This window comes from Streptomyces sp. NBRC 110028 (assembly GCF_001417735.1).
Taxonomy (GTDB): domain Bacteria; phylum Actinomycetota; class Actinomycetes; order Streptomycetales; family Streptomycetaceae; genus Streptomyces.
Genome location: NZ_BBUZ01000022.1, coordinates 737,049 through 763,547 on the forward strand (window position 1 = coordinate 737,049; position 26,499 = coordinate 763,547).

A 26,499-nucleotide genomic window follows, 5' to 3' on the forward strand; every position below is an offset into this window, starting at 1 on the left:
CGCCCACATCCCCCGACATTCGGCACATCTCCCACTATTATTCACATGTGCCTCGGCCATTGGGAGAGCTCGAAGACGCGGTCATGACGCGGGTGTGGAAGTGGAACCGCCCGGTCACGGTCCGAGAAGTCCTGGAAGACCTTCAACGAGAACGTTCGATCGCCTACACGACGGTCATGACCGTAATGGACAACCTCCATCACAAGGGCTGGCTCCGCAGGGAGGTGCAAGGCCGCGCCTATCGATATGCCGCGGTCTCCACCAGGGCCGCCTACTCGGCCGCACTGATGAACGAAGCGTGGTCGACCAGTGACAACCCGGCGGCGGCCCTCGTCGCGTTCTTCGGGATGATGTCCGAAGAGCAGCGAGAGGCACTGCGGGATGCCATGCGGGTCGCACAACTCGGTGAGCCCGGGGAGAGCCCCGGTGAGTCGGAGCGATGAGCCGGGGCGATAGCGTCCGGGCATGTCCTCTGCACTATCAAAAGTAGTCACCGTCCGCCGCGCCCGGACCAGCGATGTACGAGCGGTGCGCCGGCTCATCGACTCCTACGTGAGCGATCGCATCCTGCTCGACAAAGCCACGGTGACCCTTTACGAGGACATCCAGGAGTTCTGGGTCGCGGAGCGGGACGAGGATGCTGAGGTCATTGGCTGCGGCGCACTCCACGTCATGTGGGAAGACCTCGCGGAGGTTCGTACTCTCGCGGTGGATCCCGCTTCCAAGGGGAGTGGTGTAGGCCACCTGGTGCTCGACAAGCTGTTGCAGACGGCGCGCTGGCTCGGCGTCCGGCGCATTTTCTGCCTCACCTTCGAAGTCGACTTCTTCACCAAGCACGGCTTCGTGGAGATCGGCGAGACGCCGGTCGACGGGGATGTCTACAGCGAGCTGCTGCGTTCCTATGACGAGGGCGTCGCCGAGTTCCTGGGTCTCGAACGGGTGAAGCCGAACACCCTTGGCAACAGCCGGATGCTTCTGCAACTGTGATCGCGGGCCCTATGTCCGAATCGCGCCCCTATCACATAGCTCCGGAACAGTGGGTTCCATCAGCCTTCCCGCATGGTCGATCGGTCGAACCTTCCCGGAGGGTTTGTGTTTTTCCGGGAAAAGCGGTTTCCTATTCTCCCGTAGTGTAATTACCTGGGGGGTGTGACATCAGCGGCTAAGGCCGCGCCCCGAGCCCCCCGTTTTCCCTGAAAGGAACCCCATGGCACAGAAGGTTCAGGTCCTTCTTGTCGACGACCTCGACGGCGGCGAGGCGGACGAGACCGTGACGTTCGCGCTGGACGGCAAGAGCTACGAGATCGACCTCAACACGGCCAACGCGGACAAGCTCCGTGACGCCCTGGAGCCGTTCACCAAGGGTGGCCGTCGCACCGGTGGCCGGGCCTCCGGTGGCCGCGGCAAGGCGCGCGCGGCGTCGGGCGGCGGTCAGGACACCGCGAAGATCCGCGCCTGGGCGAAGGAGAACGGCTACGAGGTCAACGACCGCGGCCGCGTTCCGGCGACCGTTCGCGAGGCGTACGAGAAGGCCAACGGCTGAGCACGTCACCCTTCCCCGGCTCGCCGCTGTCTGGGCAGTGGCCGGGCGCGCAGCAACCGGGCCCGGTGGCACTCCGTGGCCGCCGCACCCACGAGCCGCACGAGGTCGGGGGCGTCCCCATCGCCCCCGAAGGCTGTCACCGGCAGCGTCGGCTCCACCCCGCCCCCCGGCTCGGGAGGCCGCAGCCATACGGCGGCCTCCTGCGGGCACCGTTCACCGGGCGCCTGGGGCGTCCCGGGTTCCCCGGGCGGAGGCCACGAGGCGGAGGGACACGGAGCGGTGATCCGGCCGCCGGCGCCGAGTGCGGTCAGATCCAGCGGAATCCCGCCCCACTCCAGCCAGTCGAGCAGCCCCGGCAGCTCGTCGGCGCTGCCCGCGGCCACCAGCAGCCGCATCCAGGGGCCCTCCACCGCGACCGGACCGGTCCGCGGTACGCGCCGCAGCAGCGCGAAACCGGCGACGGCCGGCAGCTCCAGTACGTCGAATGCCACCCCCGTGAGCAGCTCGACGGGACCACTGCCGGTCGTCGGCCACCCCAGCTCCCGCTCGTACCACCGCGCACATCCCGATGCCCCCGGACCGGGGGCCGAGCGGTCCTGTGAGCGGCCGGACTGCGCCGCGGCGGTGGAGATCATGCCCAGAGCAACTGTCTCCCCGGCCGAAGGTTACGTCCCGCCGTGTACGTCACGTGGCCGAACGAGCGCGAGGCGTGACCGGGTGAGGGGCTGCAGGGGTGGTGAACCGGCGCAAGGTTGTTCGCCCGTAGCGGAGGGAACCGGCCCGCGCGGCATGGAGTGTCCGTGCTTGCGGGTAAGACATCCCTAGTGGGAGGGGCGGTCCGCGTGTCGGGAGAAAGGGGCGTTCGCCATCGGCGTAGTGACGGTGGGCGTATATGCCTGGCCTGCGGGAACATCGTCTCGCACCATCGGGTTGGAGCAGTTGTCGGCTGTTCGGGCAGGAGGCCATCTGCTGTGAGCCCTGTGAGAGTGGGGCCGATCCGGACGGTTGTCGGCAGTTGGAATGAGCTGTCCCGGGTTGCGGGACTAGCATGCGGAAGGACAGGGAGGGGATCGTCCCCGATCTTTCTGACCGCTCTGAGGAGCGATTAACGATGTTCGAGAGGTTCACCGACCGCGCGCGGCGGGTTGTCGTCCTGGCTCAGGAAGAAGCCCGGATGCTCAACCACAACTACATCGGCACCGAACACATTCTCCTGGGCCTGATCCACGAGGGTGAGGGTGTCGCCGCTAAGGCCCTGGAGAGCCTCGGGATTTCGCTCGAGGCGGTCCGCCAGCAGGTGGAGGAGATCATCGGTCAGGGCCAGCAGGCCCCGTCCGGGCACATCCCCTTCACCCCCCGTGCCAAGAAGGTGCTGGAGCTGTCGCTCCGCGAAGCCCTTCAGCTCGGCCACAACTACATCGGTACGGAGCACATCCTGCTCGGCCTGATCCGCGAGGGCGAGGGCGTCGCCGCCCAGGTCCTCGTGAAGCTGGGCGCCGATCTGAACCGGGTGCGGCAGCAGGTCATCCAGCTGCTCTCCGGCTACCAGGGCAAGGAAGCCGCCACGGCCGGCGGCCCGGCGGAGGGCACGCCCTCCACCTCGCTCGTCCTGGACCAGTTCGGCCGCAACCTGACGCAGGCCGCCCGCGAATCCAAGCTCGACCCGGTCATCGGGCGCGAGAAGGAGATCGAGCGGGTCATGCAGGTGCTGTCGCGCCGTACCAAGAACAACCCGGTCCTCATCGGCGAGCCCGGCGTCGGCAAGACGGCGGTCGTCGAGGGACTGGCCCAGGCCATCGTCAAGGGCGAGGTGCCCGAGACCCTCAAGGACAAGCACCTCTACACCCTGGACCTGGGTGCCCTGGTCGCCGGCTCCCGCTACCGCGGTGACTTCGAGGAGCGCCTGAAGAAGGTCCTCAAGGAGATCCGCACCCGCGGCGACATCATCCTGTTCATCGACGAGCTCCACACCCTGGTGGGTGCGGGCGCCGCCGAGGGCGCGATCGATGCCGCGAGCATCCTCAAGCCGATGCTGGCGCGGGGCGAGCTGCAGACCATCGGCGCGACGACGCTCGACGAGTACCGCAAGTACCTGGAGAAGGACGCGGCCCTGGAGCGTCGTTTCCAGCCCATCCAGGTCGCCGAGCCGTCGCTGCCGCACACCATCGAGATCCTCAAGGGCCTGCGGGACCGTTACGAGGCGCACCACCGCGTCTCGATCACGGACTCGGCCCTGGTCGCGGCCGCCACCCTGGCCGACCGCTACATCTCGGACCGCTTCCTGCCGGACAAGGCGATCGACCTGATCGACGAGGCCGGTTCCCGGATGCGGATCCGCCGGATGACCGCGCCGCCGGACCTGCGCGAGTTCGACGAGAAGATCGCCGACGTGCGCCGGGAGAAGGAGTCCGCGATCGACTCGCAGGACTTCGAGATGGCCGCGGGCCTGCGCGACAAGGAGAAGCAGCTCCTGGCCGCGAAGGCGAAGCGGGAGAAGGAGTGGAAGGCCGGCGACATGGATGTCGTCGCCGAGGTCGACGAGGAGCTGATCGCCGAGGTCCTGGCCACGGCCACCGGTATCCCGGTCTTCAAGCTCACCGAGGAGGAGTCCTCCCGGCTGCTGCGCATGGAGGACGAGCTGCACAAGCGCGTCATCGGCCAGAAGGACGCCATCAAGGCGCTCTCCCAGGCCATCCGGCGCACGCGTGCGGGCCTCAAGGACCCCAAGCGCCCCGGCGGCTCGTTCATCTTCGCGGGCCCGTCCGGTGTCGGTAAGACCGAGCTGAGCAAGACTCTCGCCGAGTTCCTCTTCGGCGACGAGGACGCGATGATCTCGCTCGACATGTCGGAGTTCAGCGAGAAGCACACCGTCTCGCGGCTCTTCGGCTCCCCGCCCGGATACGTGGGCTACGAGGAGGGCGGCCAGCTCACCGAGAAGGTGCGCCGCAAGCCGTTCTCCGTGGTCCTCTTCGACGAGGTCGAGAAGGCCCACCCGGACATCTTCAACTCGCTGCTGCAGATCCTGGAGGACGGTCGGCTGACCGACTCCCAGGGCCGGGTCGTGGACTTCAAGAACACGGTGATCATCATGACCACCAACCTCGGCACCCGGGACATCTCCAAGGGCTTCAACCTGGGCTTCGCCGCCCAGGGCGATGTGAAGACCGGCTACGAGCGGATGAAGGCGAAGGTCAACGAGGAGCTGAAGCAGCACTTCCGCCCCGAGTTCCTGAACCGTGTCGACGACACCGTCGTCTTCCACCAGCTCACCGAGGAAGACATCATCCAGATCGTCGACCTCATGGTCACCAAGGTGGACGAGCGGCTCAAGGACCGCGACATGGGCATCGAGCTCAGCGGTGACGCCAAGAAGCTGCTCGCCAAGCGGGGCTACGACCCCGTGCTGGGCGCCCGGCCGCTGCGCCGGACGATTCAGCGGGAAATCGAGGACGTGCTCTCGGAGAAGATTCTCTTCGGCGAGCTGCGTCCGGGCCACATCGTGGTCGTGGACACCGAGGGCGAGGGTGAAGAGAAGAAGTTCACCTTCCGCGGCGAGGAGAAGTCCGCGCTGCCGGACACCCCGCCGATCGAGTCCGCCGCCGGTGGTGGCCCGAACCTGAGCAAGGACGCGTAAGCGTCACCTTGTGAGCGGCTGAGGGGCCGCTGGACCGTTTCTGAACGGTCCAGCGGCCCCTTTTGTCATATGCGCCATTCCGATCACGTCGAAAGGCTCATGCGATAAAGAGCCGTCGGCTACCGGGAAAGGGAAACACCGGCGTTATGGGGCGCGTTTCGGCCGCGTGGCGGAACGCGCGGCTTCCGGCACCCCGTGGCCTTTGGGGGCGACGGCCCGCCGGGAGAGGGGGAGAACGGGCGGCCCGTCGCAGGGGCGACCCTATGGCCGGACGCTGAGCGGGCGCTTATGGCGGGCTGAGCGGGGGGAAAAATCAGTACGGCCGGACGAACGATCGACGGTAGTGTGCCCGCATGGACTCATTCCGTCAGATCTACGGCTGACACACCGCTCCCTCCGGCGCACCGGCGAGATCGCCGCTGTGCCGGGCCGTCGTGTCCCTTTCGCCGCAGACCTGAATCGAGTGATCTCTCATGTCCCGTCGCCGTGCCCATATCGCGATGGTCGGCATCCCCGCCATCAGCCATACGCTCCCCAGCCTTGAGGTGATCCGGGAGCTGGTGACGCGGGGCCACCGCGTGACGTACGCCAATGACCCCCGCCGGGCGGATGTCATCGAGCCCACCGGCGCCGCGCTGGTGCCGTACGCCTCGACCCTGCCGGTCGCCGACAACGACTGGCCCGAGGACCCCATCGCCGCGATGACCGTCTTCCTGGACGACGCGATCCAGGCGCTGCCGCAGCTGCGCGCCGTGTACGACGACGACCCCGCCGACCTCTACCTGTACGACATCGGCGGGTACGCCGGGCGGGCCCTCGCCGAGGAGCAGGGGCGCCCGGCGCTGCAGCTGTCGCCGTCCTTCGTCGCCTGGGAGGGCTACGAGGAGGAGGTCGCGGCGCACATCATGGCGCTGCCGGGGGCCGACGCGTACCAGACGAAGTTCGCCGCGTGGCTGGCCGGCTGCGGGGCGGTGACCACCGACGTGAACGCCTTCTGCGGCCCGCCCGGGCGGGCGATCGCGCTGATCCCCCGGGCCATGCAGCCGCACGCCGACCGGGTCGACGAGAAGGTGGTGACGTTCGTCGGGCCGTGTCTCGGCGACCGCGCCGACCAGGGCCGGTGGGAGCGCCCCGCGGGCGCCGAGAAGGTGCTGCTGGTCTCCCTGGGCTCGGCCTTCACCCGGCAGCCCGGCTTCTACCGGGAGTGCCTGGCCGCCTTCGGGGATCTGCCCGGCTGGCACGTCGTGCTGCAGATCGGCCGCTATGTCGACCCGGGGGAGCTGGGGCCCGTCCCGGCCAACGTCGAGGTCCACCGGTGGGTGCCGCAGCTGGCGATCCTGCGGCAGGCCGACGCGTTCGTCACCCACGCGGGGATGGGCGGCAGCGGCGAGGGCCTGTACTGCGGGCTGCCCATGATCGCCGTACCGCAGGGGGCCGAGCAGCCCATGAACGCCGACCGGCTCGTCGAACTGGGCGTGGCCCGCCGCGTCGACACGGCGGACGCGACCGCCGGGGTGCTGCGCGCCGCGCTGCTGGAGCTCACCGCGGACGAGGGCGTGGCCCGGCGGGCGGCCGAACTGCGGGACCGGACGCGGGCCGAGGGCGGCACGGCGCGGGCCGCGGACCTGATCGAGGAGATGCTGAGCTGAGGTTCTGACGCACGCCCGCGGCCCGGCCCGCAAGGCCGGGCCGCGGGTGCGGCCGGTGCGGCTACTTCACGATGGTGATGCGGTCCGCCTTCGGCGGGTCCAGGGGCGCCGACGCCGAGGAGTGCGCGCCCAGGTAGGCCGTCAGCGCCTCCAGGTCGGAGGCGCCGACGAGCTTGTTCTTGCCGTCCTTGAAGGCGGAGAAGCCGTCGCCGCCGCCCGCGAGGAATTCGTTCATCGCGACGCGGTAGGTCTTGGCGGGGTCGATGGGCTCACCGTTCAGCTTCACCGTGCCGGTGATGACGCGGTCCTTGCCGGACTTGGTCAGATCGAGGGTGTAGGTGAGGCCCCTGGAGACCTGGAGGATCCTGGGGGATGCCTCGTTGGAGCCGCTGACCTGCTGCTGGAGCGCGGTGATGAGCTGGGCTCCGGTCAGGTCGACGACGTTCATCATGTTGGTGAAGGGCTGCACGGTGAACGCCTCGCCGTACGTCACCACCCCGTCGCCCTCGCCGCCGGACGCCTTGTAGGCGAGGTCGGAGCGGATGCCGCCGGGGTTCATGAGGGCGATCTGTGCGCCGCCCTTGCCGTCCGGGGCGAGCGCTTCGAGCTGGGAGTCGGTGATGACGTCGCCCAGCGGGGATTCGTAGGTCGAGGCGCCCCGGCCGTTGATGTCGCCGGAGACATAGCCGACGGGCTTGCTCGCGACGGGGGTGGCGAGCTTGTTCCAGCGGCCGATGAGGGACGTCATGTCGGCGGCCTTGGGGCGGTCGCGGTCGACGACGTGGTTCGCCGCGTGGGCGCCCTTCACGGTGGTGCGCACGATGTCGTTCGTGCGGCGGTCGTAGGTGAGGGTGGTGTCGGTGTAGAGGCGGCCGAAGGAGGCGGCGGAGGTGACGGTGCGCGGGGTGCCGGAGGGGTCCGGGATGGTGCACGCGTAGGCCTGGTGGGTGTGGCCGGTGACCAGGGCGTCGACCTTCGGGGTGACGTGTTCGGCGATGTCAACGATCGGACCCGAGATGCCCTTGCCCGCGCCGCCGTTGTCGCAGTCGTCGTTGTACGCGGCGGAGGCGGGCAGTCCGCCCTCGTGGATGAGGGCGACGATCGACTTCACGCCCTTGCGCTGCAGCTCCTTGGCGTACTTGTTGATCGTCTCGACCTCGTCGTGGAACTTCAGGCCCTTGACGCCCTCGGCGGTGACGACGTCGGGGGTGCCCTCCAGGGTGACGCCGATGAAGCCGACCTTGACGCCCTTGTGACGCCAGACGGTGTACGGCTGGAGGATCGGCTTGCCGGTCTTCTCGTCGGTGACGTTGGCGGCCAGGTAGGGGAAGTCGGCGCCGCGGAAGGTCCTGCCCTTCTCGTAGCAGCCCTCCTTGGGGTGGCAGCCGCCGTTCTGCACGCGGGTCAGCTCGGCGCGTCCCTCGTCGAATTCGTGGTTGCCGACGGAGGTGACGTCGAGGTCGAGCTTGTTGAGGGCTTCGATGGTCGGCTCGTCGTGGAAGAGTCCCGACATCAGCGGGCTCGCGCCGATCATGTCGCCGGCGGCGGCGGTGACGGAGTACGCGTGGCCCTTGCGGGCCTGGCGGAGCGCGGTGGCGAGGTATTCGGCGCCACCGGCCGGGACGGCCTTCGTGGTGCCGTCCGGCTGGGTCTCGGTGACGGTGCCGGAGGAGCCCTGCGGGGGTTCCAGGTTTCCGTGCAGGTCGTTGAAGGACAGCAGCTGTACGTCGACGGTGCGGTCGGGCCCGTGCCGCTGGGCGTCGGCCCCGGCCGGGTTCGCCGCGGACAGCACCCCGGCCGCGGCGGCCAGCACCGCGACTCCCGTGGCCCAACGGCGTGCCGCACCGCGCCGCCCAAGTCTCGCTGACATGTCGTCCCCTTGTGTGCCCGGTGGTGAATGGTGGGCCGCAGCTTACGGTCAACGCGCGTAGCGGGGCAGGGGGATGGAGGTTACGAGCTGGTTGCCGGTGGTCAACCGGGTGACCCGCCGGAGACGGGGAGTCCGCCACCTTGCCCGGCCGGGGGGCGGCCGTAGGCTCGGTCCCATGGATGACGTGGTGAACGAGATGCCCGGTGCGCGCCGGATCGAGGTGCAGGACGAGCTGGCCCCCGCCGTGGTGGAGGACGTGCTGCGGCTGATCGCCGAGTCCGCGCGCGCCGATGGGCAGCAGGCGGTGTCCGAGCAGGGGCGGTTGCAGCTGCGGGGGCGCCGGGACGGGGTGCGGCATCTGGTGCTGCGCGAGCCCAGCGGGGAGCTGGTCGGCTACGCACAGCTGGAGGACACCGACCCGGTGGAGGCCCCGGCCGCCGAGCTGGTGGTGAGCCCGGCGCACCGCGGCCGGGGGCACGGCCGGGCGCTGGGCGTGACGTTGCTGAAGGAGTCCGGGAAGCGGCTGCGGGTGTGGGCGCACGGCGGGCACGCCTCGGCGCGCCATCTGGCGCAGGTGCTGGGGCTGACCCTGTTCCGTGAGCTGCGGCAGATGCGGCGGCCGCTGGGGCCGCCGGACGAGCTGGGCATTCCGGAGCCCACGCTGCCTGAGGGCATCACCGTACGGACCTTCCGGCCCGGCGCGGACGACGCGGCCTGGCTGGCCGCGAACGCCGCGGCCTTCGCCCACCACCCCGAGCAGGGCTCGCTCACCCAGCGTGACCTGGACGACCGCAAGGGCGAGGTGTGGTTCGACCCCGCCGGGTTCTTCCTGGCCGAGCGCGCGGGCGAGATCGTCGGCTTCCACTGGACGAAGGTGCACGGCGAGGAGCGGCTGGGCGAGGTGTACGTGGTGGGGGTGCGGCCGGACGCGCAGGGCGGCGGTCTGGGCCGGGCGCTGACCGCGATCGGGCTGCGGCATCTGGCGGCGCAGGGGCTGCCGACCGCGATGCTCTATGTCGACGCGGACAACTTCGCCGCCGTCTCCGTCTACGACCGGCTCGGCTTCGTCACGCACGAGACGGATCTGATGTATCGGACCGAGACCTGAGGGCAAGGGGTATCCGGGTATCCGGGTATTCGGGAGGGGTGGTCGGGACTCCCGCGGGAGGGGTGGTCGGGACTCCCGCGAGAGGGGCGGTCGGGACTCCCGCGAGTCGAGTCCCGATTTCCCAAGCGCCATGTCTCCGTTACCGACGGTTCAATCTCGGTTGCAAGCATCACTGAATGCAGCCCGCTGTGCCCGATCCCTCGAACCGGAGGCTCCGTGCCGCTCCCGCGCCGCCTTCCGCCACGCCGCGTCTCGCCGCGGCGCGGAACAATGAGGTCATGAACGAGTCCAGCGGTCAGGCACCGGTCCACGTTCCCCAGCCCCAGCCCCAGCCGTCGGTCGGGTCCATCGCGGCGCACCGTCCGCACGCGGTCGCCGCCCCGCCCGTACGGGCCCTGGATCCCGATCTCGACGGCGATCCGGACACCTACAAGGAAGAGCACGCCGGTCCGGACGCGAACGGCACCGAGCTGCCCCACAACCGGTTCCTGGACCGTGAGCGCAGCTGGCTGGCGTTCAACGAGCGGGTGCTGGAGCTGGCCGAGGACCCGGCGACGCCGCTGCTGGAGCGGGCGAACTTCCTCGCGATCTTCGCCAGCAACCTGGACGAGTTCTTCATGGTGCGGGTCGCGGGGCTCAAGCGGCGCATCGCGACCGGCGTGGCCACCCGCTCCGCTTCCGGGCTGCAGCCCCGGGAGGTGCTGGAGCTGATCTGGACCCGGTCCCGCGAGCTCATGGCCCGGCACGCCGCCTGCTACCAGCAGGACGTGGCCCCGGCGCTCGCCGAGGAGGGCATCCACCTGATCCGCTGGGCGGACCTCTCGGAGAAGGAGCAGTCCCGCCTCTTCACCCTCTTCCGCCAGCAGATCTTCCCCGTGCTGACCCCGCTCGCGGTGGACCCGGCGCACCCGTTCCCCTACATCTCGGGGCTGTCGCTGAACCTCGCCGTGGTGGTCCGCAACCCGGTCAGCGGACACGATCACTTCGCGCGTGTGAAGGTTCCGCCGCTGCTCTCCCGGTTCCTGGAGGCCTCCCCGCACCGGTACGTCCCGCTGGAGGACGTGATCGCGGCGCATCTGGAGGAGCTGTTCCCCGGCATGGAGGTGCTCGCGCACCACATGTTCCGGGTGACCCGCAACGAGGACCTGGAGGTCGAGGAGGACGACGCGGAGAACCTGCTCCAGGCGCTGGAGAAGGAACTGCTGCGGCGCCGCTTCGGGCCCCCGGTGCGGCTGGAGGTCGAGGAGTCGATCGACCCGTACGTCCTCGACCTGCTCGTGCGCGAGCTGAAGGTCTCCGACGCCGAGGTGTACCCGCTGCCCGGCCCGCTCGACCTCACCGCGCTGTTCGACATAGCCGCCTCCGACCGGCCCGAGCTGAAGTACCCGAAGTTCGTCGCGGGCACCCACCGCGACCTGGCCGAGGTGGAGTCCGCCTCCGCGCCCGACATCTTCGCCGCGCTGCGCGAGCGCGATGTGCTGCTGCACCACCCGTACGACTCGTTCTCGACCTCCGTCCAGGCGTTCCTCGAGCAGGCCGCCGCCGACCCGGACGTCCTCGCGATCAAGCAGACGCTCTACCGGACGTCGGGCAAGTCGCCGATCGTCGACGCGCTCATCGACGCCGCCGAGTCCGGCAAGCAGGTGCTGGTGCTGGTCGAGATCAAGGCCCGGTTCGACGAGCAGGCCAACATCAAGTGGGCGCGCAAGCTGGAGGAGGCCGGGTGCCATGTGGTCTACGGCCTGGTCGGGCTGAAGACCCACTGCAAGCTGTCGCTGGTGGTCCGCCAGGAGGGCGAGACGCTGCGCCGCTACGCCCACGTCGGCACCGGCAACTACCACCCCAAGACCGCCCGGCTGTACGAGGACCTGGGGCTGCTCACCGCCGACCCCAAGGTCGGCGCGGACCTCTCCGACCTGTTCAACCGGCTCAGCGGCTACTCGCGCCGCGAGAACTACCGGCGGCTCCTCGTCGCCCCCAAGTCGCTGCGCGACGGGCTCGTCACCCGCATCCACAAGGAGATCACCCACCACCGGGCCGGACGTCCCGCCTCCGTACGGATCAAGGTCAACTCGATGGTGGACGAGGCCGTCATCGACGCCCTCTACCGGGCGTCGCAGGCCGGGGTGCCGGTCGACATCTGGGTGCGCGGCATCTGCGCGCTGCGGCCGGGCGTCGAGGGACTGTCGGAGACCATCCGGGTCCGCTCCATCCTGGGCCGGTTCCTGGAACACTCGCGCGTCTTCGTGTTCGGGAACGGCGGCGAGCCGGAGGTGTGGCTCGGCAGCGCCGACATGATGCACCGCAACCTCGACCGCCGCATCGAGGCGCTGGTACGGGTCACCGACCCCGCCCACCGCGCCTCGCTCAACCGCCTGCTGGAGACCGGCATGTCCGACTCCACCTCCTCCTGGCACCTGGGCCCGGACGGCGGCTGGACCCGGCACGCGACGGACGCGGACGGACAGCCGCTGCGGAACGTACAGGAGATGCTCATAGACGCCCGGAGGCGACGGCGTGGTTCAACGACATGACCTGCCGCTGGTCGGGATTACCGGGGCCGGAGGGGCACCCGGCGCCTCGCCCCGCACCGCCGCCGCAGCCGTGGGTCCCGGGGGGTACGACATGACGAAGCACGCGGCGGACCGGGTCGCGGAGGCGCCCGTGGCGGCGTCCGCGCCCGGCATCGGTCCCGGCACTGGTCCCGGTCCCGGCATCGGTCCCGCCACCGGTCCCGGCATCGGTCCCGGCACTGGTCCCGGCATCGGTCCCGCCACCGGTCCCGGCATCGGTCCCGCCACCGGTCCCGGCATCGGTCCCGGCACTGGTCCCGGCATCGGTCCCGCCACCGGTCCCGGCACCGGGCCCGCCACCGGTCCCGGCACCGCGGGCGAGGTGCTCTCGGAGTATCTGCACACCCAGGCCGGGGCCTTCCTGCGCAGCCTGCGACTGCACCGCGAGAGCGGCGCCGACGTCGAGGAGGCGGCCGAGGCCGCCCGCCTGCTGCGCCGCGCCGCCCGCCGGATCAGCGGCGCGCTCTGGGTCTACCGCCCCATCACCGACACGGCCTGGTCGGATCAGCTGCGCGCCGAGCTGGTGTGGCTGTCGGGCACGCTGGCGCTGGAGCACGCGTACGCCGGGCGGCTGGCCCGCCTGCGCGACGCCCTGCAGCGGCTCTCGGGCGCGGGGGGACCGCCGGACCGGACGGCCGAGGGGGACACGGCGGCCGGGGAACCGGCGCCCACCGGCGTGGATCCGGAGGCTGTGGGGGCCTCCGGATCCACCACCCTCGCGGCCCGCACCGCGCGCGGCGGGGTGACGGCGGGGGTCGACGGCCCCACGGGCGCCGCCCCCCGCTCGTCCCGCACCGCCCGCCGCAGCGTCTCCCTGGCCACCGGAGCCCCGGACCCGTCGGCCCGCGCCACGCGGGCCGAGGCGGCGGAGGCGGGCGGACGCACCGCCCGGGCGCGGAGCGCCGCCTCCGGCACCCCGGACGGGGACACGGCGCCCCGCCGCCCGTACGAGGGCTACGAGGAGTGGGGCGACGCCGCCGCCCCGCCGGAGGGTACGGGTGCGGGCGGTACGCACGGGCCCGGCGCGGAAGCGGCCGGGGCGGGGGGCGGTACGGACGGGCGTACGGAGGTGCCCGGCCGGACGGCGGGGTGCGCCGAATCCCCGGACACGCCGGGCCGGGGCGCCGCGGGCGCCGCGGGCGCCGCCGGGCCGGGGGCCGGCCCGGAGGGCGAGACCGGTCGGGCGGGCCGTACCGGCGGGCGCAGCGGCGCCGAGGGGGGACGCGCGCGCGGCGCGCGCACGCCGGCGCACCAGCGGGCCGGGGACGTGGAGGAGGCCCGGGGCGGGGCGCTGACGGTGGGGGCCGCCCGCGCGGGGGCGTTGCTGGAACGCCAGCTCACCCTGGCCCGGACCCGTGCGCACACCGCCGCGCTCCAGGCGCTCGGCTCGTCCCGCTTCCACGCGGTCGCCGACACCGTCGCGCTCCTCGCCTCCGAGGTGCCGCTCGACGAGGCGACCGCCGGGCGGCCCGCCGAGCAGGTGCTGCCGCCGCTCGCCGAGCTGGCGAACCGGCGGCTGATCGAGGCGGTGGAGGCGCTTCCGCTGGGCCGCGCGGGGCATCCGTACAACGCGGAGGCGCTGGTCCACGGGCTCGCCGCGACGCCCTCCGCCGACGCGCCGCCCGCCAGCGACCGGCAGGACGCGCCCTGGCACCAGGTGCGGCGGCTGGTGCGGATGCGGCGTTACGCGCTGGAAGTGCTGGATCTGATGGCGGGGGCGTCCTCGGCTGTGGACGGGGAACCGTCCCGGGCCACGCGGCTGCGGGCCGCCGGGCAGGCGCTGGAGCGGCACCGCGACGCGGCCGAGGCGGCCGCGTCGGCGGCGGCCGCGGCCCGTACGCCGCGGATCGCACCCGCGACGGCGTACGCGCTCGGCGTGCTGCACGCGGACCAGCGGCACGAGGTGGAGGCGGCCCGGTTCGCGTTCGGCCGGATGTGGCGGCGCGTCGCGGGCCAGGCATCCTGACGTACGAACGTATACGGAAGCCGTAGACGCACGACGCACGACGCACGACGCACGACGCACGACGGACGCGAGGGGAGGCGGGACGGCGGGATGAGCCGGCGTGATGCCCGGGACGATGTGACGACCGTGCTGGCGGCGGGCTGTGTGCTCTGGCGGCACATCCCGCGGGGCACCCACGGGCTGGAGATCGCCCTCGTCCACCGGCCCCGGTACGACGACTGGTCGCACCCCAAGGGCAAGCTCAAGCGCGGCGAGGACGCGCTGCACTGCGCGGTGCGCGAGGTGGCGGAGGAGACCGGGATGGGCTGCACGCCCGGCGTGGAGCTGCCCACCTTGCACTACGTCGCCAGGGGCCGCCCGAAGGAGGTCCGCTACTGGGCAGCCGAGGCGGTACCCGACGAGACGTTCGTGCCGAACCGGGAGGTCGACCGGCTGCTCTGGCTGCCCCCGCGCGCGGCCCGCGACCGCCTCACCTATGACCACGACCGCACCCTCGTGGACGCGCTGCTCACCGCGCTCGACGCGTCCTGAGGGCCGGCCTCAGCGCCGGCGCAGCTTCTTGTCGGCGAGCGACGGCGGCACGTAGTAGCTGTCCGCCCGGTTGAGGTCGGTGCCCGGCGGCACGATCTCGTCGATGCGGTCCAGGACGTCCGCGCTCAGCTCCACCTCGGACCCGGCGAGCAGGTCCTCCAGCTGGTCCATCGTGCGCGGCCCGATGATCACCGAGGCGATGGCGGGGTGGGCCCGTACGAACGCGATGGCCAGGTGCGGCAGTGAGACCCCGGGGTCGGAGGCCAGCTTGCTCAGCTCGTCGACCGCTTCGAGCTTGCGGACGTTCTCCGGCAGCGACGGGTCGAACTTGAACCGCTCCAGCGCCGCCCGGCTGCCGCCCGTCAGATCGATGTCCGACGCCTTCATGAAGCGGCCCGAGAGCCAGCCCGCCGAGAGCGGGCTCCAGCTCAGCACGCCCATCCCGTACTTCCGCGCGGTCGGCAGCACGGCCGCCTCCACGCTCCGCGCCAGGATCGAGTACGGCGGCTGCTCGGTGCGGAACCGGACGTGGCCGCGCCGCTCGGACACCCACTGGGCCGTCACACCGAGGCGGCGTCGCCCCGCGTGCCCGCCGGGCCCGCCGCGTCGGGGTCGCCGCCCCCGGCCCCTTGCTCCACGTATTCCTCGCTGATCTCCTTCGGGCCGAACGGCCACACCTTCTCCACCCGCGCCCACAGCACGAACGCCACGCACCCCGCCGCGCCCCAGGCGAGCGACCATTCGATGGGGTGCCGCCCGGGGGAGTTCTTGTCCGCGTAGCCGTAGATGACCAGCCAGCCCACCAGCGCCACCACGCTCGGCAGCGGGTAGAGCCACATCCGGTACGGCCGCCGCAGCGTCGGCTGGCGGCGGCGCAGCACGGTCACGGCGAGGACCTGGGCCAGCGCCTGCACGATCACCATGACCGTCGTCAGCAGCTGGATGAGCGTGGCCAGATCGGTGTGGCGGCCGATGAGGAACCCGACCGCGGTCACCACGCCCATCGTCGCCAGCCCCAGCACCGGGAAGCGGTGCCGGGGGTGGAGCGTGCCGTAGGGGCGGAAGAAGACGCGCTCGCGGGCCGCGTCGTACGGCACCCGCGATCCGCCCAGCAGCCCGGCGAAGACGGACGCGAAGGCGGTGATGAGGATGAGGACGGTGACGACGTTCGCCGCGGTCTTCCCCCAGGTCTCCTCCAGCACCGCGGAGGCGACGGACTGGGACGCGACCGAGTTCGGGTCGAGCATCCGGTGCCAGTCGACGACGCCGAGCGTGCCGATCTGGAGCAGCAGGTAGATACCCATGATGCCGAGGATGGAGGCGACGATCGCGCGCGGCAGGGTGCGGCCGGGGTCCTTGATCTCGGCGCCCATGTACGCGGCCGTGTTGTAGCCGAGGTAGTCGTAGATGCCGATGGTCAGCCCGGCCGCGAAGCCGGTCCAGAACTGGCCGCTGCCCAGGTCGAAGGCGTGCGCGGGGTACGTGAACGCCTGCCCCGGGTCGAAGTGGCTGAACGCGGCGGCGATGACCAGCACCACCGAGGCGATCATGACGCACCACATCACGGCCGTGATCCGGGCGATGTGCTCGACCCCGCGCCACAGCAGCCCGACGACGAGCGCGATCACGCCGAGTCCGACCAGATCGCCCTGCGTCTGGGTCATGCCGTGCCACAGATAGCCCAGGTACTGCACGAGGCCGACCACGCCCGTGGACATGATCAGCGGGATGAACAGCATCGCCGTCCACACGAAGAGGAACGGCATGAGCTTGCCGCTGCGGTACTGGAACGCCTGGCGCAGATAGACGTAACTGCCCCCGGCCCCGGGCAGCGAGGCGCCCAGCTCCGCCCAGATCAGCCCGTCGGCCAGCGCCAGCACGGCGCCCGCGACGAAGCCGACGACGGCCTGCGGCCCGCCGAAGGCGGCGACCATGAGCGGGATGGTGACGAACGGCCCGATGCCGCACATCTGGCTCATGTTGATGGCGGTGGCCTGGAAGAGGCCGATGCGGCGGACGAATCCGCCCCCGGTGCCGGACATGTCCACCTCCGTGGGATGGATTAAGTTAAGGAGCCTTACTTGATGCCGTCAAGGGTCACGCTCAAGGGCCTTGGAGACGACCGGGGAGGGTGCCGCGATGACACATGTGCCCGGGTCCGGCATGCCCGGGTCCGGCATGCCCGGTGACGACGCCCGCCCCTGGAACCGCCGGCGGCTGCGCAGCAACAACGAACGCCTGCTCCTCGCCCGGCTCCGCGCCGGAGGCCCCGCCTCCCGCGCCCAGCTCGCCCGCGACACGGGTCTGTCCAAGCCGACCGTCTCCACCGCGCTCGCCGCCCTGGAGGAGGCGGGCCTGGTCCGGGAGGCGGGCCGGCAGGCGCCGCCGGAGCGGGGGCGGGTCGCGGTGCTGTACGAACCGGACCCGACCGCCGGGTACGTCCTCGGCCTGGACATCGGCCGCTCCTGGCTGCGGGTGGCCGCCGCCGACCTGGACGGGACCGTCGTCGCCCGGTCCGATGTCCGCAACCGCGGCCGCAGCGCCGCCGCCATGGCCGACCTCGCCGTCGGCGCCGCCCGCCGGGTCGTCGCGGAGGCCGGGGTGGACCCGGCGCTGGTCGTGCACACGGTCGTCGGCGCGCCCGGCGTGTACGACCCGGAGCGGCGGCGGGTGCGGTACGCGGTGAACCTCCCCGGCTGGGGGCGGGCGGCCCTGCTGGACCGGATGCGCGAGGAACTGGGCACACCGCTGTCCGTCCACAATGACGCCAACCTGGCCGCGCTGGGCGAGTACGCCTTCGGCGCGGGCCGGGGCAGCAGGCTCTTCGTCTCCATCATGGTCGGCACCGGCCTGGGCATGGGCGTGGTCGCCGACGGCCGCCTCTTCACCGGCGCGCACGGCGCGGCGGGGGAGATCGGCTTCCTGCCGACGCTGCCGAGCGGCGGGCCGGGCCTGGAGGACGCGGTGGCGGGCGGCGCGGTCGTCCGGACCGCGCGGGAACTGGGCATGGCCCACCCGGGATCCGCCAAGGACGTCTTCGACGCGGCCCGGGAAGGCGTCGAACCGGCGGTGGCGGCGGTACGGCAGGAGGCGGAGCGGCTGGCCCATGTGATCGCCGCCGTCGCCGCCGTACTCGACCCGGACCTGGTCGTCCTGGGCGGCGGCCTCGGCGGCGGGGCGGACCTGCTGCTGCCGCCGGTGACCGCGACCCTCCACCGGATCGGCCCGCTGCGCCCGAGGGTCAGCGCCAGCACCCTCGGCGAGGACGCGGTCCTGCTGGGCGCGGTGGCGACGGCGACGGAGGAGGCTCGGGAGCGGGTCTTCACCCGCTCCCGCGAAACCCCCTGACCGCCCGCCCGCCCGTTTCGGTGGCCGGTCACACGCCCCGCGCGGACACATCAGCCGGTCACGCCGCGCGGACACATCAGCCGGTCACATGCCCCGCGCGGGGCCACCAGCCGGTCACATGCCCCGCGCGGGGCCACCAGCCGGTCACGCCCCGCCCGGGGCCACCGCCTCCCAGCGCACCGTGATCTCGCCCTGGCGCCAGCGGGTGGGACCGTCCGTCAGGGGCCAGCCCGCCGCGCGCAGCGCCTGGGCGCTGCGGATCCACCGCTGCCGGGCGCTCAGCGTCGCGTACGGCGCGGCGGCGGCCCAGGCGCGGTCGAAGTCGCGCAGGAAGGTGTGCACCGGTTCGCCCGGCACATTGCGGTGGATGAGCGCCTTCGGAAGCCGTTCGGCCAGGTCGGAGGGGCGTTCCAGGGATCCGAGGCGGGCGGCGAAGGTGACCGTACGGGGGCCTTCCGGGCCGAGCGCGACCCAGACGTGCCGTCGGCCGACCTCGTCGCAGGTGCCCTCCACCAGGACGCCCCCGGGCGCCAGCCGCGCGCACAGCCGCCGCCATACGCCCGCGACCTCGTCCTCGTCGTACTGCCGCAGCACGTTGGCCGCCCGTATGAGCACGGGCCGCACCCCGCCCGGCAGCGGCACCTCGAACCCGCCGTGCGCGAAGACGAGCCCGTCCCGCTCGTACGGCCGCGCGGCGGCGACCCGCGCCGGGTCGATCTCCACCCCGACCACGAGGGCCCCGGGCCGTACGGTCCGCAGCCGGTGCAGCAGTTCCACGGCGGTCCAGGGCGCGGCCCCGTACCCGAGGTCGACGGCCACCGCCGTCTCGGCGCGGCGCAGCGTGGCGCCGTGGACGGCGGCGATCCAGCGGTCCATGCGGCGCAGCCGGTTGGGGTTGGTGGTCCCGCGCGTGACCGTTCCGATGGGGCGGATCGCCGGAGGCACGCGGGCATACATGGCGAGCAGCCTATGCGCTGTGTGGCGTGCCCTGACCATGTGCGGTCAAGGCGCCCGCCCCACGAAGGCGCCCTGCCCACGAAGGCGCCCACGAAGGCGCCCTGCCCACGAAGGCGCCCGCCCCACGAGCGGCGAACGTCACACTTTGGCAAAGCGGAAATGGGAATGAAGGGTTCCGGTGTTGTGGCCTGGAAGGGGGAGGCACAGGGGAAGCCTGCCCCGAAAAGGAGGTATCGCGCGGTGAGCCAGCACCCGTACCGGTTCGGCGGCCTGCGTGGCCGGTCCCATGCACCTTTCGGCGGCCCGGCCCACCACCAGCGCCTTCGACGCGCTCCACGCCGTCCGCGGCGGATCGCGATGCTCAGCGTGCACACCTCGCCGCTGCACCAGCCGGGCACCGGCGACGCGGGCGGGATGAACGTGTACATCGTCGAGCTGGCCCGTCGCCTCGCCGCCATCGACATCGAGGTGGAGATCTTCACGCGGGCCACCACCGGCGCCCTCCCGCCGACCGTCGAGCTGACGCCGGGCGTGCTCGTGCGGCACGTGGACGCGGGCCCGTACGAGGGGCTGGCCAAGGAGGAGCTTCCGGCGCAGCTGTGCGCGTTCACGCACGGGGTGATGCAGGCGTGGGCCGGACACCGGCCCGGCTACTACGACCTCGTCCACTCCCACTACTGGCTCTCCGGCCACGTCGGCTGGCTTGCCGCCGAGCGGTGGGGCGTGCCGCTGGTGCACGCCATGCACACCATGGCCAAGGTCAAGAACGCCGCCCTCGCCGCCGGTGACACGCCCGAACCGGCCGCCCGCGTCATCGGCGAGCAGCAGATCGTCAGCGCCGCCGACCGGCTGATCGCGAACACCGCCGAGGAGGCGGAGGAACTGGTGCGCCACTACGAGGCGGACCGCGATCTGGTCGCCGTCGTCCACCCCGGGGTGAACCTGGACCGGTTCCGCCCCGGCGACGGCCGCGCCGCCGCCCGGGCCCGGCTCGGGCTGCCGCCCGACGCGCTGATCCCCCTCTTCGCGGGCCGCATACAGCCCCTGAAGGCGCCCGACATCCTGCTGCACGCCGTCGCCCACCTCCTGGAGCAGCAGCCGTCGCTGCGCGAGCGGATCGTGGTCCCCGTGGTGGGCGGGCCGAGTGGCACCGGCCTGGCGAAGCCCGAGCGGCTGCACAAGCTCGCGGCGCGCCTGGGCATCGGCGACGTCGTCCGCTTCCAGCCGCCGGTCGCCCAGGACCAGCTGGCGGACTGGTACCGGGCGGCGTCGGTGCTGGTGATGCCGTCGTACAGCGAATCGTTCGGCCTGGTCGCGGTCGAGGCCCAGGCCTGCGGCACCCCCGTGGTCGCGGCCTCGGTGGGCGGCCTTCCGGTGGCGGTACGGGACGGGGTCAGCGGCACCCTGGTCGACGGCCACGACCCCGCCGACTACGCCCGCGCCCTGCGCCCCTTCGCGGACGACCCCGGACGGACGGCCCACATGGGCGCGGCCGCCGCCCGCCACGCCCAGTCCTTCGGCTGGGACACGGCCGCGGCGGCGACGGCGGACGTCTACGCGGACGCGATGCGCGAGCGGCGTAGCCTGCGGTCGGTCCCCGGCTGACACCGGCCTGGCGGCTGACACCGGTCTCCGGCTGACACCGGCCTGGCGGCTGACACCGGTCTTCGGTTGACACCGCTCTTCGGCTGACGGGGCCGTAGGGCCGCGATGCGCGAGCGGCGTCGCCTACGATCGGCCCATGGCTGACACCACCCCCCAGGCCGACGCCCGCACCGTCATCGAGCGGACGCTGAACGACGCCGAGCTGGAGTGGGAGAGCCCGGAGGACGGCACGTACGTCGTCAAGCTCCCCGGCACCCGCAAGCTGTCGACGACCTGCTCCCTGCGGGTCGGGCGCCACTCGCTCTCCATCAACGCCTTCGTCGTCCGCCACCCGGACGAGAACCACGAGGCCGTGCACCGCTGGCTGCTGGAGCGCAACACCCGCCTGTACGGGGTGAGTTACGCGATCGACCAGCTCGGCGACATCTACCTGGTGGGCCGCCTCCCCCTCGCCGCCGTCGTTCCGGAGGAACTGGACCGGCTGCTGGGCACCGTCCTGGAGAACGCTGACGGCAGCTTCAACACCCTGCTGGAGATGGGCTTCGCGACCGCGATCCGCAAGGAGTACGCCTGGCGCACCTCGCGCGGCGAATCCACCCGCAACCTGGAGGCGTTCACCAACCTGACCCGCGACGTGGCCACCGAGTGACGCCCTCGCTCCGGCTCGACGGCGTCAGCCGCTCCTAGCCGACGGCCCCGGTGCTGGTGGCGGTCACCCGGAGCGGCGCCCTCCACGCGGGCCTGACCCCTTCTGCGCCGGAGACTCCCGTGGCATGCTCACGCCGTCGCTCATCTGAACGACGTTCACATCCATGGAAGGTGTGGGCCTCATGAACAGGGAAAACGACGGGGAAAACGACAGGCAAATCGACAGGCAAATCGATAGACGCACGCTGCTCGGCGCGGCCACGGGCGCGGCCGGGTCCGCCGCCGTGGGGCTGCTGGGCGCGACCCCCGCCGCCGCGACCGGACGAACAGCCGACCGAACGGAGGGCTCCGCCCTCTGGCGCGAGTTCCGCGCCGATCCGTACCACCACCCCCAGATCCCCTACGTCGGCCGCGCCGGATTCCGCGGCGGGCGCCGGGACCTACCCCGCTACCCGGTCGCCGCCGACGTACGGCGCTACGGCGCCCGGCCCGACGGCTCGGCCGACGCCGCCCCCGCGATCAACCGCGCCATCGAGGCCGTCGGGCGGCGCGGCGGGGGCACGGTGGTGGTGCCGCCCGGGACGTACCGCATCGACGGCATCATCCGCATCGGCCACGACAACGTCGTGCTGCGCGGCGCGGGCAGCGGGCGGACCACGCTGCACGCGACCCGCGACCTCACCGAGCTGATCGGGCCGTACGGCAGCCGCTACGGCGGCACCAAGTCGTCCTGGTCCTGGGCCGGCGGCCTCATCTGGATGTGCCCGGACGCCCGCTGGCGCTCCCTCACCGCCGCGATCAGGGCCCAGGCGTGGCCGTTCGAGGGCTGGACGGGCAACGAGCGCGACGAGTGGCGCACCCTGACCGCCGTCGACCGCCCCGCCCGGCGCGGCGACTGGACCGTGCCGGTCGAGAGCACCGCCGCCCTCCGGCGCGGCGACCGGGTGCTGTTCCAGCTCGCGGACGACGACGCGCACACCCTGCTGCAGCACATGGCCGGGGACGTCGAGGGCGCCGCCGGGTATCCGTGGGCCGACAAGACCAAGCTGACCTCGTACGTCCCGTACGAATGGCCGTGCCGCGTCACCGCCGTCGACCGGCGCCGCCGCCGGGTGACGCTGGACCGTCCGCTGCCGCTCGACGCCCGGCCCGCCTGGAAGCCCCGGTTCACCACCCTGATCCGGCCGGTGACCGGCTCCGGCGTCGAGGGGATCACCCTGGACGTCGTCGAGACGCCGCAGGGGCTGCATCTGCTCGACAAGGGCTACAACGGCGTCGCGCTGCAGTGCGCGTGGGACTGCTGGATCGACGACGTGACCGTCAACAACGTCGACAACGGCTTTCTGCTCGTCGCCGCCAAGGCGTGCACCCTGCGCCGGGTCACCGTCTCCGGGCGCGGCAGCCACCATCCGTACTGCTGCCGCGAGGGTTCGCACGACAACCTGGTCGAGGACTTCGTGCTGAAACAGCGCACCGTGCCCGCGCCCGCCGGAACACAGCTGCACGGCATCAACGTCGAGGGGCTGTCCAGCTACAACGTCTGGTCACGCGGCCGGATGGAGATGGGCACCTTCGACACCCACCGCGGCATGCCGTTCGCGAATGTCCGCACCGACATCACCCTCGACAACACCGGCGCGCACGGCGGCGACGCGGTCGCGGGCCCGCTGTACGGCGCCCGGTTCGCCCACTGGAACGTCACCGTCGCCAATCAGCGCGCGGGGTGCGTCAGGATCGACGACGTGGCCCCGTACAGCGCGACGGTCGGCATCAGCGAGGTCCGGGAGTTCGGCCAGACCGACGTACCGGACTTCCAGGGCTCGCTCCACTCCCGTATCGAGTCCTACGGCCACCCCGAGGCCGTCCGCCCGCGCAATCTGTACGAGGCCCAGCGCGCCCTGCGCTGACCGATCCCGCCCCGTTCCGCCCCGTCCCGCCCCGTCTTGTCCCGCGAAATCCCTCCGCCCCGCGGTGAAGAAAACCGCCCCCCGATGACTCTCTCTGGTGAACCGGCGCCGACAGCCGGGAACCATACGAGGGAGACGAGCGGTGCTCATGGACAATCCGTGGCTCACGGTGGCAACGGTCGTGACAGTGGGGGTGCTACGGCTGATGGGGGATGTCGTCCGCTGGTTGGCGGCGCGCTCGGGCGAACGCGTCCGGGCGCGCATGCTGATCGAGATGCTGGACAGGTCGGAGCCGGGCACGGTGCTCACCGACCGCCGCGCCGACGGCGCCGCGGTGACCGTGCACCGAGGGGGCGGCCATGAGTGACACGGCCGAGGAGACCACGCGCGGCGAGGAGTTCGACGCGTTCTACGCCCGTACCTACCCGGTGCTCGCCGCCCGCGCGGTGATGCTCAGCGGCAACCGGCAGAACGCCGAGGACGCCGTCCAGGAGGCGTACATCGAGGCGATGCGCCGCTGGCCGCACGTCAGGGCCTGCGCCTCGCCCGAGGCATGGGTGGACACCACCATGCGCCGCAAGCTCTCGCGCGACGGGCGGCGCTGGTGGTTCCGCTGGAAGCCGGTCGAGTTGACCGTTCCGGCCGCCACGACCGCCACCGTGGAGGAGACCGCGGAGGCGCTGGCCGTGCTGCGCGCGCTCGGCACCCTGCCGCCGCGTCAGCGTCAGGTGGTCGTGATGCACTCGCTGGAGGGCATGAGCTACGCGGAGATCGCCGCCGAACTCGGCATCTCCACCGGCAGCGTCGGCAGCAATCTGCACAAGGCCCGCGCCCGGCTCACCCTGCTGCTCGACCTCTCCTGGGACGTTCGCCCCGACGGCGAGCGCCTGATCTCCGCCGACCAGCTGGATCCGGTGTGCGGGGCGCTGCGCGGCGCCGCCGCGTGGCTGCGCGACGGCCTGGGCGCCGACCGTCACATCGCCCAGCGACGGCAGGCGCTGGCCGCCCGGCAGGGGCCGACCGCCCGGAAGGAGCTGGGATGACGGCCGCCGGCATGACGGCCGCCGCCCGTGCCGTCCTCGCCCTCGCCCTGCTGGCCGGCTTCTACGCACTGGTCGCGGTCGTCGTGCTGCTGTGGGTGGCCGCCCTGGTGGTCGCGGTGTGGAGCGCCGGAGAGCCGACGGCCACGACGCCCCCGACCAACGTCATCATGCTGTGCGCCGCCCTCGCGCCGGTCGTCGTCGCCCTGCTCTGGGCGGTGGTGCGCACCGCCCGGCCCGCCGCCCCGCGCCCCGACGCGGTGACGGTGTCCCGGCGCGGGGCGCCCGCGCTGTGGGCCGTGGTCGAGGAGCTGGCGAGCGCCGTGGGCACCCGGCCGCCCGACCGCGTCCGGCTGACCGCCGACGTCAACGCGTCCGTCACGGACGACGCCCCGTTCCTCGGCCTGGCCCCCGGTGGCCGCACGCTCTACCTCGGCCTGCCCCTCCTCATGGGCCTGACCCCCGCCGAACTGCGTGCCGTCCTCGCCCATGAACTGGGCCACTTCTCCCGCCGCCACGGCCGCTTCGGCGTCCTCGCCCACCGTGGTACGGCAGGGCTCCTCGCCGCCCGGCAGGCGATCGTGGAGGCGGCGACCGCCAACAACCTGGTCCGGATGTACGCGGGCGGCCCCCTGCTCCTCCTCCGCCTCTACACCCGTGTGTTCACCGGGCTCACCCGCCCGGTCCGGCGGCGGCAGGAGCTGGAAGCCGACCGCGAGGCCGCCCGCGCGGCCGGGCCCCGTGCCGTCGCCGACGCGCTGCGCGCCGCGCTCGCGCTCGAAGCGGCGTGGCTGGAGTTCACCACGGCCCACCTGACGCCCATGCGCCGCGCGTACGGATGTGTGCCGGACGACCCCTTCCGGGCCTTCGGGCACATGGTGGACGCGCCCGAGTTACGGGAGCCCCTGGCCGCCCTGCGCGCCCGCGCCACCGAACACCGCGCCGACCCCGACGACCCCCACCCCGATCTGGCCACCCGCCTGGACCGGCTGGCCCGCCTGCCCGAGGGCTCGCCGCCGCCCGCCGAACCCCTCTCCGTACCGTCGCGGTACGCGGTCCGGCTGGCCCGCGCGGTGGGGACACCGGACGGGGCGACGGTGCCGTGGCGGGAGTGGCTCGGCCTCCTCGCCGAACACCGGGCGACCCAGGCCCTGGCGCCGCTGGCGAAGGCGGTCCGTACGGTCGAACGCGGCGCGGCGCCGTCCACCGCCGGACTGACGATCCATCGGGTGCTGCGGCTGCTGGACAGCGGCCGCCGCATGCCGCTCGCCCGCGCCCTGAACGGCGCCCTCCCACCCTCGGAGGTCTCGGCGGACGCCGAACGGGACCCACTCGGCCCGCTGTCCACCGCCCTGGCCGCCCTGATCGGGGCGCAGCTCGTCGCGAACGGCACCGCGTACTGGGCGATGCACTGGACCGGGCCCGGAATCCTCGTCCCGCCCGCCGGCACCGCGCCCGACGACATCCGGGACTGGGCCGACGCCGCCGTACGGCAGCCCGGCCAGACCCGGCGGCTCGGGCTGCACCTGGCCGCGCTGGGCGTGGACGAACACGTCCCGCTGCGCCCGAGCCCACCCGCCCCGCCCCGCGCCACCGCACCCCGGAACTCCTCGGCCCCCGACACCCGGGAGCCGGCCCCCGACACCCCGGAGCCCGGTCCCGGCACGCCACCCGAGATCAGCATCGCCCCCGCCGTATCCGAGCCCGCCCGTCGCCGTATCACCTCGGTCCGGGCGCTGTCCCTCACCGTGCTGCTGGGGCTGACGGCTGTGTCGTACGGGGTGTGGGCGAACCGCGACGAGCCCGGCTACCCCCGGGTCCCCGCCACCGCCGTAACCCCCTGGAACCCGCCCACCCAGCCGGGCCGGCCCCCGTACTCCCCACTCCTGCCGAACCCGAACCCGCACGCGACCCCGTACCCGAACCCGTACGCGACCCCGTACCCGAACCCGTACGCGACCTCGAACCCGAACCCGTACGCGACCCCGAACCCGACCCCGTACCCGACCCCGAACCCGACCGGGGCGCTGCCCACGGCGCCGCCGCCGTGGCGTACGGCGATCCCGCGCCCGAGCCTCGACATCGCCCCGCTCCTGCCCCGAGCCACGCCCTGACCCGCA

Annotated in this window: 21 protein-coding genes; 16 read left to right on the forward strand and 5 right to left on the reverse strand. The window is 72.5% G+C overall.

Annotated features, from left to right (window positions below; genetic code table 11):
• The first annotated feature begins 47 nt into the window (after nucleotides 1–47).
• The 3 genes from ASC60_RS03470 (at nucleotide 48) to ASC60_RS03480 (ending at nucleotide 1,543) form a co-directional block, all read left to right on the forward strand.
• Entirely contained in the window at nucleotides 48–443 is a 396-nt protein-coding gene (locus ASC60_RS03470) for a BlaI/MecI/CopY family transcriptional regulator (protein ID WP_055546480.1), read from the forward strand.
• A 22-nt stretch (nucleotides 444–465) separates the two neighbouring features.
• Nucleotides 466–987 carry an amino-acid N-acetyltransferase gene (locus tag ASC60_RS03475; RefSeq protein WP_055546482.1) on the forward strand — a complete coding sequence of 174 codons (522 nt, stop codon included), beginning with the start codon at nucleotides 466–468 and terminating at the stop codon, nucleotides 985–987.
• Nucleotides 988–1,207: 220 nt separating this feature from the next.
• Entirely contained in the window at nucleotides 1,208–1,543 is a 336-nt protein-coding gene (locus ASC60_RS03480; protein WP_055546484.1) for an Lsr2 family protein, read from the forward strand.
• A 5-nt stretch (nucleotides 1,544–1,548) separates the two neighbouring features.
• Here ASC60_RS03480 and ASC60_RS03485 read toward each other — a convergent pair whose 3' ends face one another.
• Complete coding sequence (locus ASC60_RS03485; RefSeq protein WP_055546486.1) at nucleotides 1,549–2,178, reverse strand: SCO3374 family protein; 630 nt, start codon at nucleotides 2,176–2,178, stop codon at nucleotides 1,549–1,551.
• A 476-nt stretch (nucleotides 2,179–2,654) separates the two neighbouring features.
• Between ASC60_RS03485 and ASC60_RS03490 the strand changes: the two genes are divergently transcribed.
• Both ASC60_RS03490 and ASC60_RS03495 read left to right on the forward strand, forming a co-directional pair.
• Nucleotides 2,655–5,177, forward strand: a complete 2,523-nt coding sequence (locus ASC60_RS03490) for an ATP-dependent Clp protease ATP-binding subunit (protein WP_055546488.1) — start codon at nucleotides 2,655–2,657, stop codon at nucleotides 5,175–5,177.
• Between the two features lie 473 nt (nucleotides 5,178–5,650).
• Nucleotides 5,651–6,826, forward strand: a complete 1,176-nt coding sequence (locus ASC60_RS03495) for a macrolide family glycosyltransferase (RefSeq protein ID WP_063787058.1) — start codon at nucleotides 5,651–5,653, stop codon at nucleotides 6,824–6,826.
• 61 nt (nucleotides 6,827–6,887) lie between these two features.
• Here the strand turns inward: ASC60_RS03495 and ASC60_RS03500 are convergent, their stop codons facing one another.
• On the reverse strand, nucleotides 6,888–8,696 hold the full coding sequence (locus ASC60_RS03500; RefSeq protein ID WP_079038127.1) for a bifunctional UDP-sugar hydrolase/5'-nucleotidase: 1,809 nt from the start codon (nucleotides 8,694–8,696) through the stop codon (nucleotides 6,888–6,890).
• A 175-nt stretch (nucleotides 8,697–8,871) separates the two neighbouring features.
• Between ASC60_RS03500 and mshD the strand changes: the two genes are divergently transcribed.
• From mshD to ASC60_RS03520, 4 genes are all read left to right on the forward strand, one after another.
• The gene (gene mshD, locus ASC60_RS03505; protein WP_055546494.1) at nucleotides 8,872–9,804 is read left to right on the forward strand and encodes a mycothiol synthase; all 933 of its coding nucleotides are present in this window, start codon (nucleotides 8,872–8,874) and stop codon (nucleotides 9,802–9,804) included.
• A gap of 278 nt (nucleotides 9,805–10,082) precedes the next feature.
• On the forward strand, nucleotides 10,083–12,338 hold the full coding sequence (locus tag ASC60_RS03510; protein ID WP_055546496.1) for an RNA degradosome polyphosphate kinase: 2,256 nt from the start codon (nucleotides 10,083–10,085) through the stop codon (nucleotides 12,336–12,338).
• An 853-nt stretch (nucleotides 12,339–13,191) separates the two neighbouring features.
• Nucleotides 13,192–14,343 carry a CHAD domain-containing protein gene (locus tag ASC60_RS43945; RefSeq protein WP_370592881.1) on the forward strand — a complete coding sequence of 384 codons (1,152 nt, stop codon included), beginning with the start codon at nucleotides 13,192–13,194 and terminating at the stop codon, nucleotides 14,341–14,343.
• A gap of 90 nt (nucleotides 14,344–14,433) precedes the next feature.
• Nucleotides 14,434–14,874 carry an NUDIX hydrolase gene (locus ASC60_RS03520; protein ID WP_055546498.1) on the forward strand — a complete coding sequence of 147 codons (441 nt, stop codon included), beginning with the start codon at nucleotides 14,434–14,436 and terminating at the stop codon, nucleotides 14,872–14,874.
• Between the two features lie 9 nt (nucleotides 14,875–14,883).
• On the opposite strand, the gene ASC60_RS03525 is transcribed toward ASC60_RS03520, so the two are convergent.
• Both ASC60_RS03525 and ASC60_RS03530 read right to left on the reverse strand, forming a co-directional pair.
• On the reverse strand, nucleotides 14,884–15,438 hold the full coding sequence (locus ASC60_RS03525; protein WP_055546500.1) for an aldo/keto reductase: 555 nt from the start codon (nucleotides 15,436–15,438) through the stop codon (nucleotides 14,884–14,886).
• Entirely contained in the window at nucleotides 15,435–16,916 is a 1,482-nt protein-coding gene (locus tag ASC60_RS03530) for an APC family permease (protein WP_055546502.1), read from the reverse strand. The genes ASC60_RS03525 and ASC60_RS03530 overlap by 4 nt, the downstream gene beginning before the upstream one ends.
• 121 nt (nucleotides 16,917–17,037) lie before the next feature.
• Between ASC60_RS03530 and ASC60_RS03535 the strand changes: the two genes are divergently transcribed.
• The gene (locus ASC60_RS03535; RefSeq protein ID WP_055547194.1) at nucleotides 17,038–18,222 is read left to right on the forward strand and encodes an ROK family transcriptional regulator; all 1,185 of its coding nucleotides are present in this window, start codon (nucleotides 17,038–17,040) and stop codon (nucleotides 18,220–18,222) included.
• 144 nt (nucleotides 18,223–18,366) lie between these two features.
• On the opposite strand, the gene ASC60_RS03540 is transcribed toward ASC60_RS03535, so the two are convergent.
• The gene (locus ASC60_RS03540; RefSeq protein ID WP_199830853.1) at nucleotides 18,367–19,179 is read right to left on the reverse strand and encodes a class I SAM-dependent methyltransferase; all 813 of its coding nucleotides are present in this window, start codon (nucleotides 19,177–19,179) and stop codon (nucleotides 18,367–18,369) included.
• A gap of 240 nt (nucleotides 19,180–19,419) precedes the next feature.
• Between ASC60_RS03540 and mshA the strand changes: the two genes are divergently transcribed.
• From mshA to ASC60_RS03570, 6 genes are all read left to right on the forward strand, one after another.
• Nucleotides 19,420–20,784 (forward strand): D-inositol-3-phosphate glycosyltransferase, encoded by a 1,365-nt coding sequence (gene mshA, locus ASC60_RS03545; RefSeq protein ID WP_055546503.1) that lies wholly within the window; start codon nucleotides 19,420–19,422, stop codon nucleotides 20,782–20,784.
• Nucleotides 20,785–20,920: 136 nt separating this feature from the next.
• Complete coding sequence (locus ASC60_RS03550) at nucleotides 20,921–21,433, forward strand: YbjN domain-containing protein (protein WP_055546504.1); 513 nt, start codon at nucleotides 20,921–20,923, stop codon at nucleotides 21,431–21,433.
• Between the two features lie 181 nt (nucleotides 21,434–21,614).
• On the forward strand, nucleotides 21,615–23,339 hold the full coding sequence (locus ASC60_RS03555) for a glycosyl hydrolase family 28-related protein (protein ID WP_055546506.1): 1,725 nt from the start codon (nucleotides 21,615–21,617) through the stop codon (nucleotides 23,337–23,339).
• Nucleotides 23,340–23,487: 148 nt separating this feature from the next.
• Entirely contained in the window at nucleotides 23,488–23,706 is a 219-nt protein-coding gene (locus ASC60_RS03560; RefSeq protein ID WP_159043196.1) for a hypothetical protein, read from the forward strand.
• Complete coding sequence (locus ASC60_RS03565) at nucleotides 23,699–24,382, forward strand: RNA polymerase sigma factor (RefSeq protein WP_055546510.1); 684 nt, start codon at nucleotides 23,699–23,701, stop codon at nucleotides 24,380–24,382. The genes ASC60_RS03560 and ASC60_RS03565 overlap by 8 nt, the downstream gene beginning before the upstream one ends.
• A complete protein-coding gene (locus ASC60_RS03570; protein WP_055546512.1) occupies nucleotides 24,379–26,493 on the forward strand; it encodes a M48 family metallopeptidase in 2,115 nt (704 codons plus the stop codon). Before ASC60_RS03565 ends, ASC60_RS03570 begins: the two co-directional genes overlap by 4 nt.
• Nucleotides 26,494–26,499 lie beyond the last annotated feature (6 nt).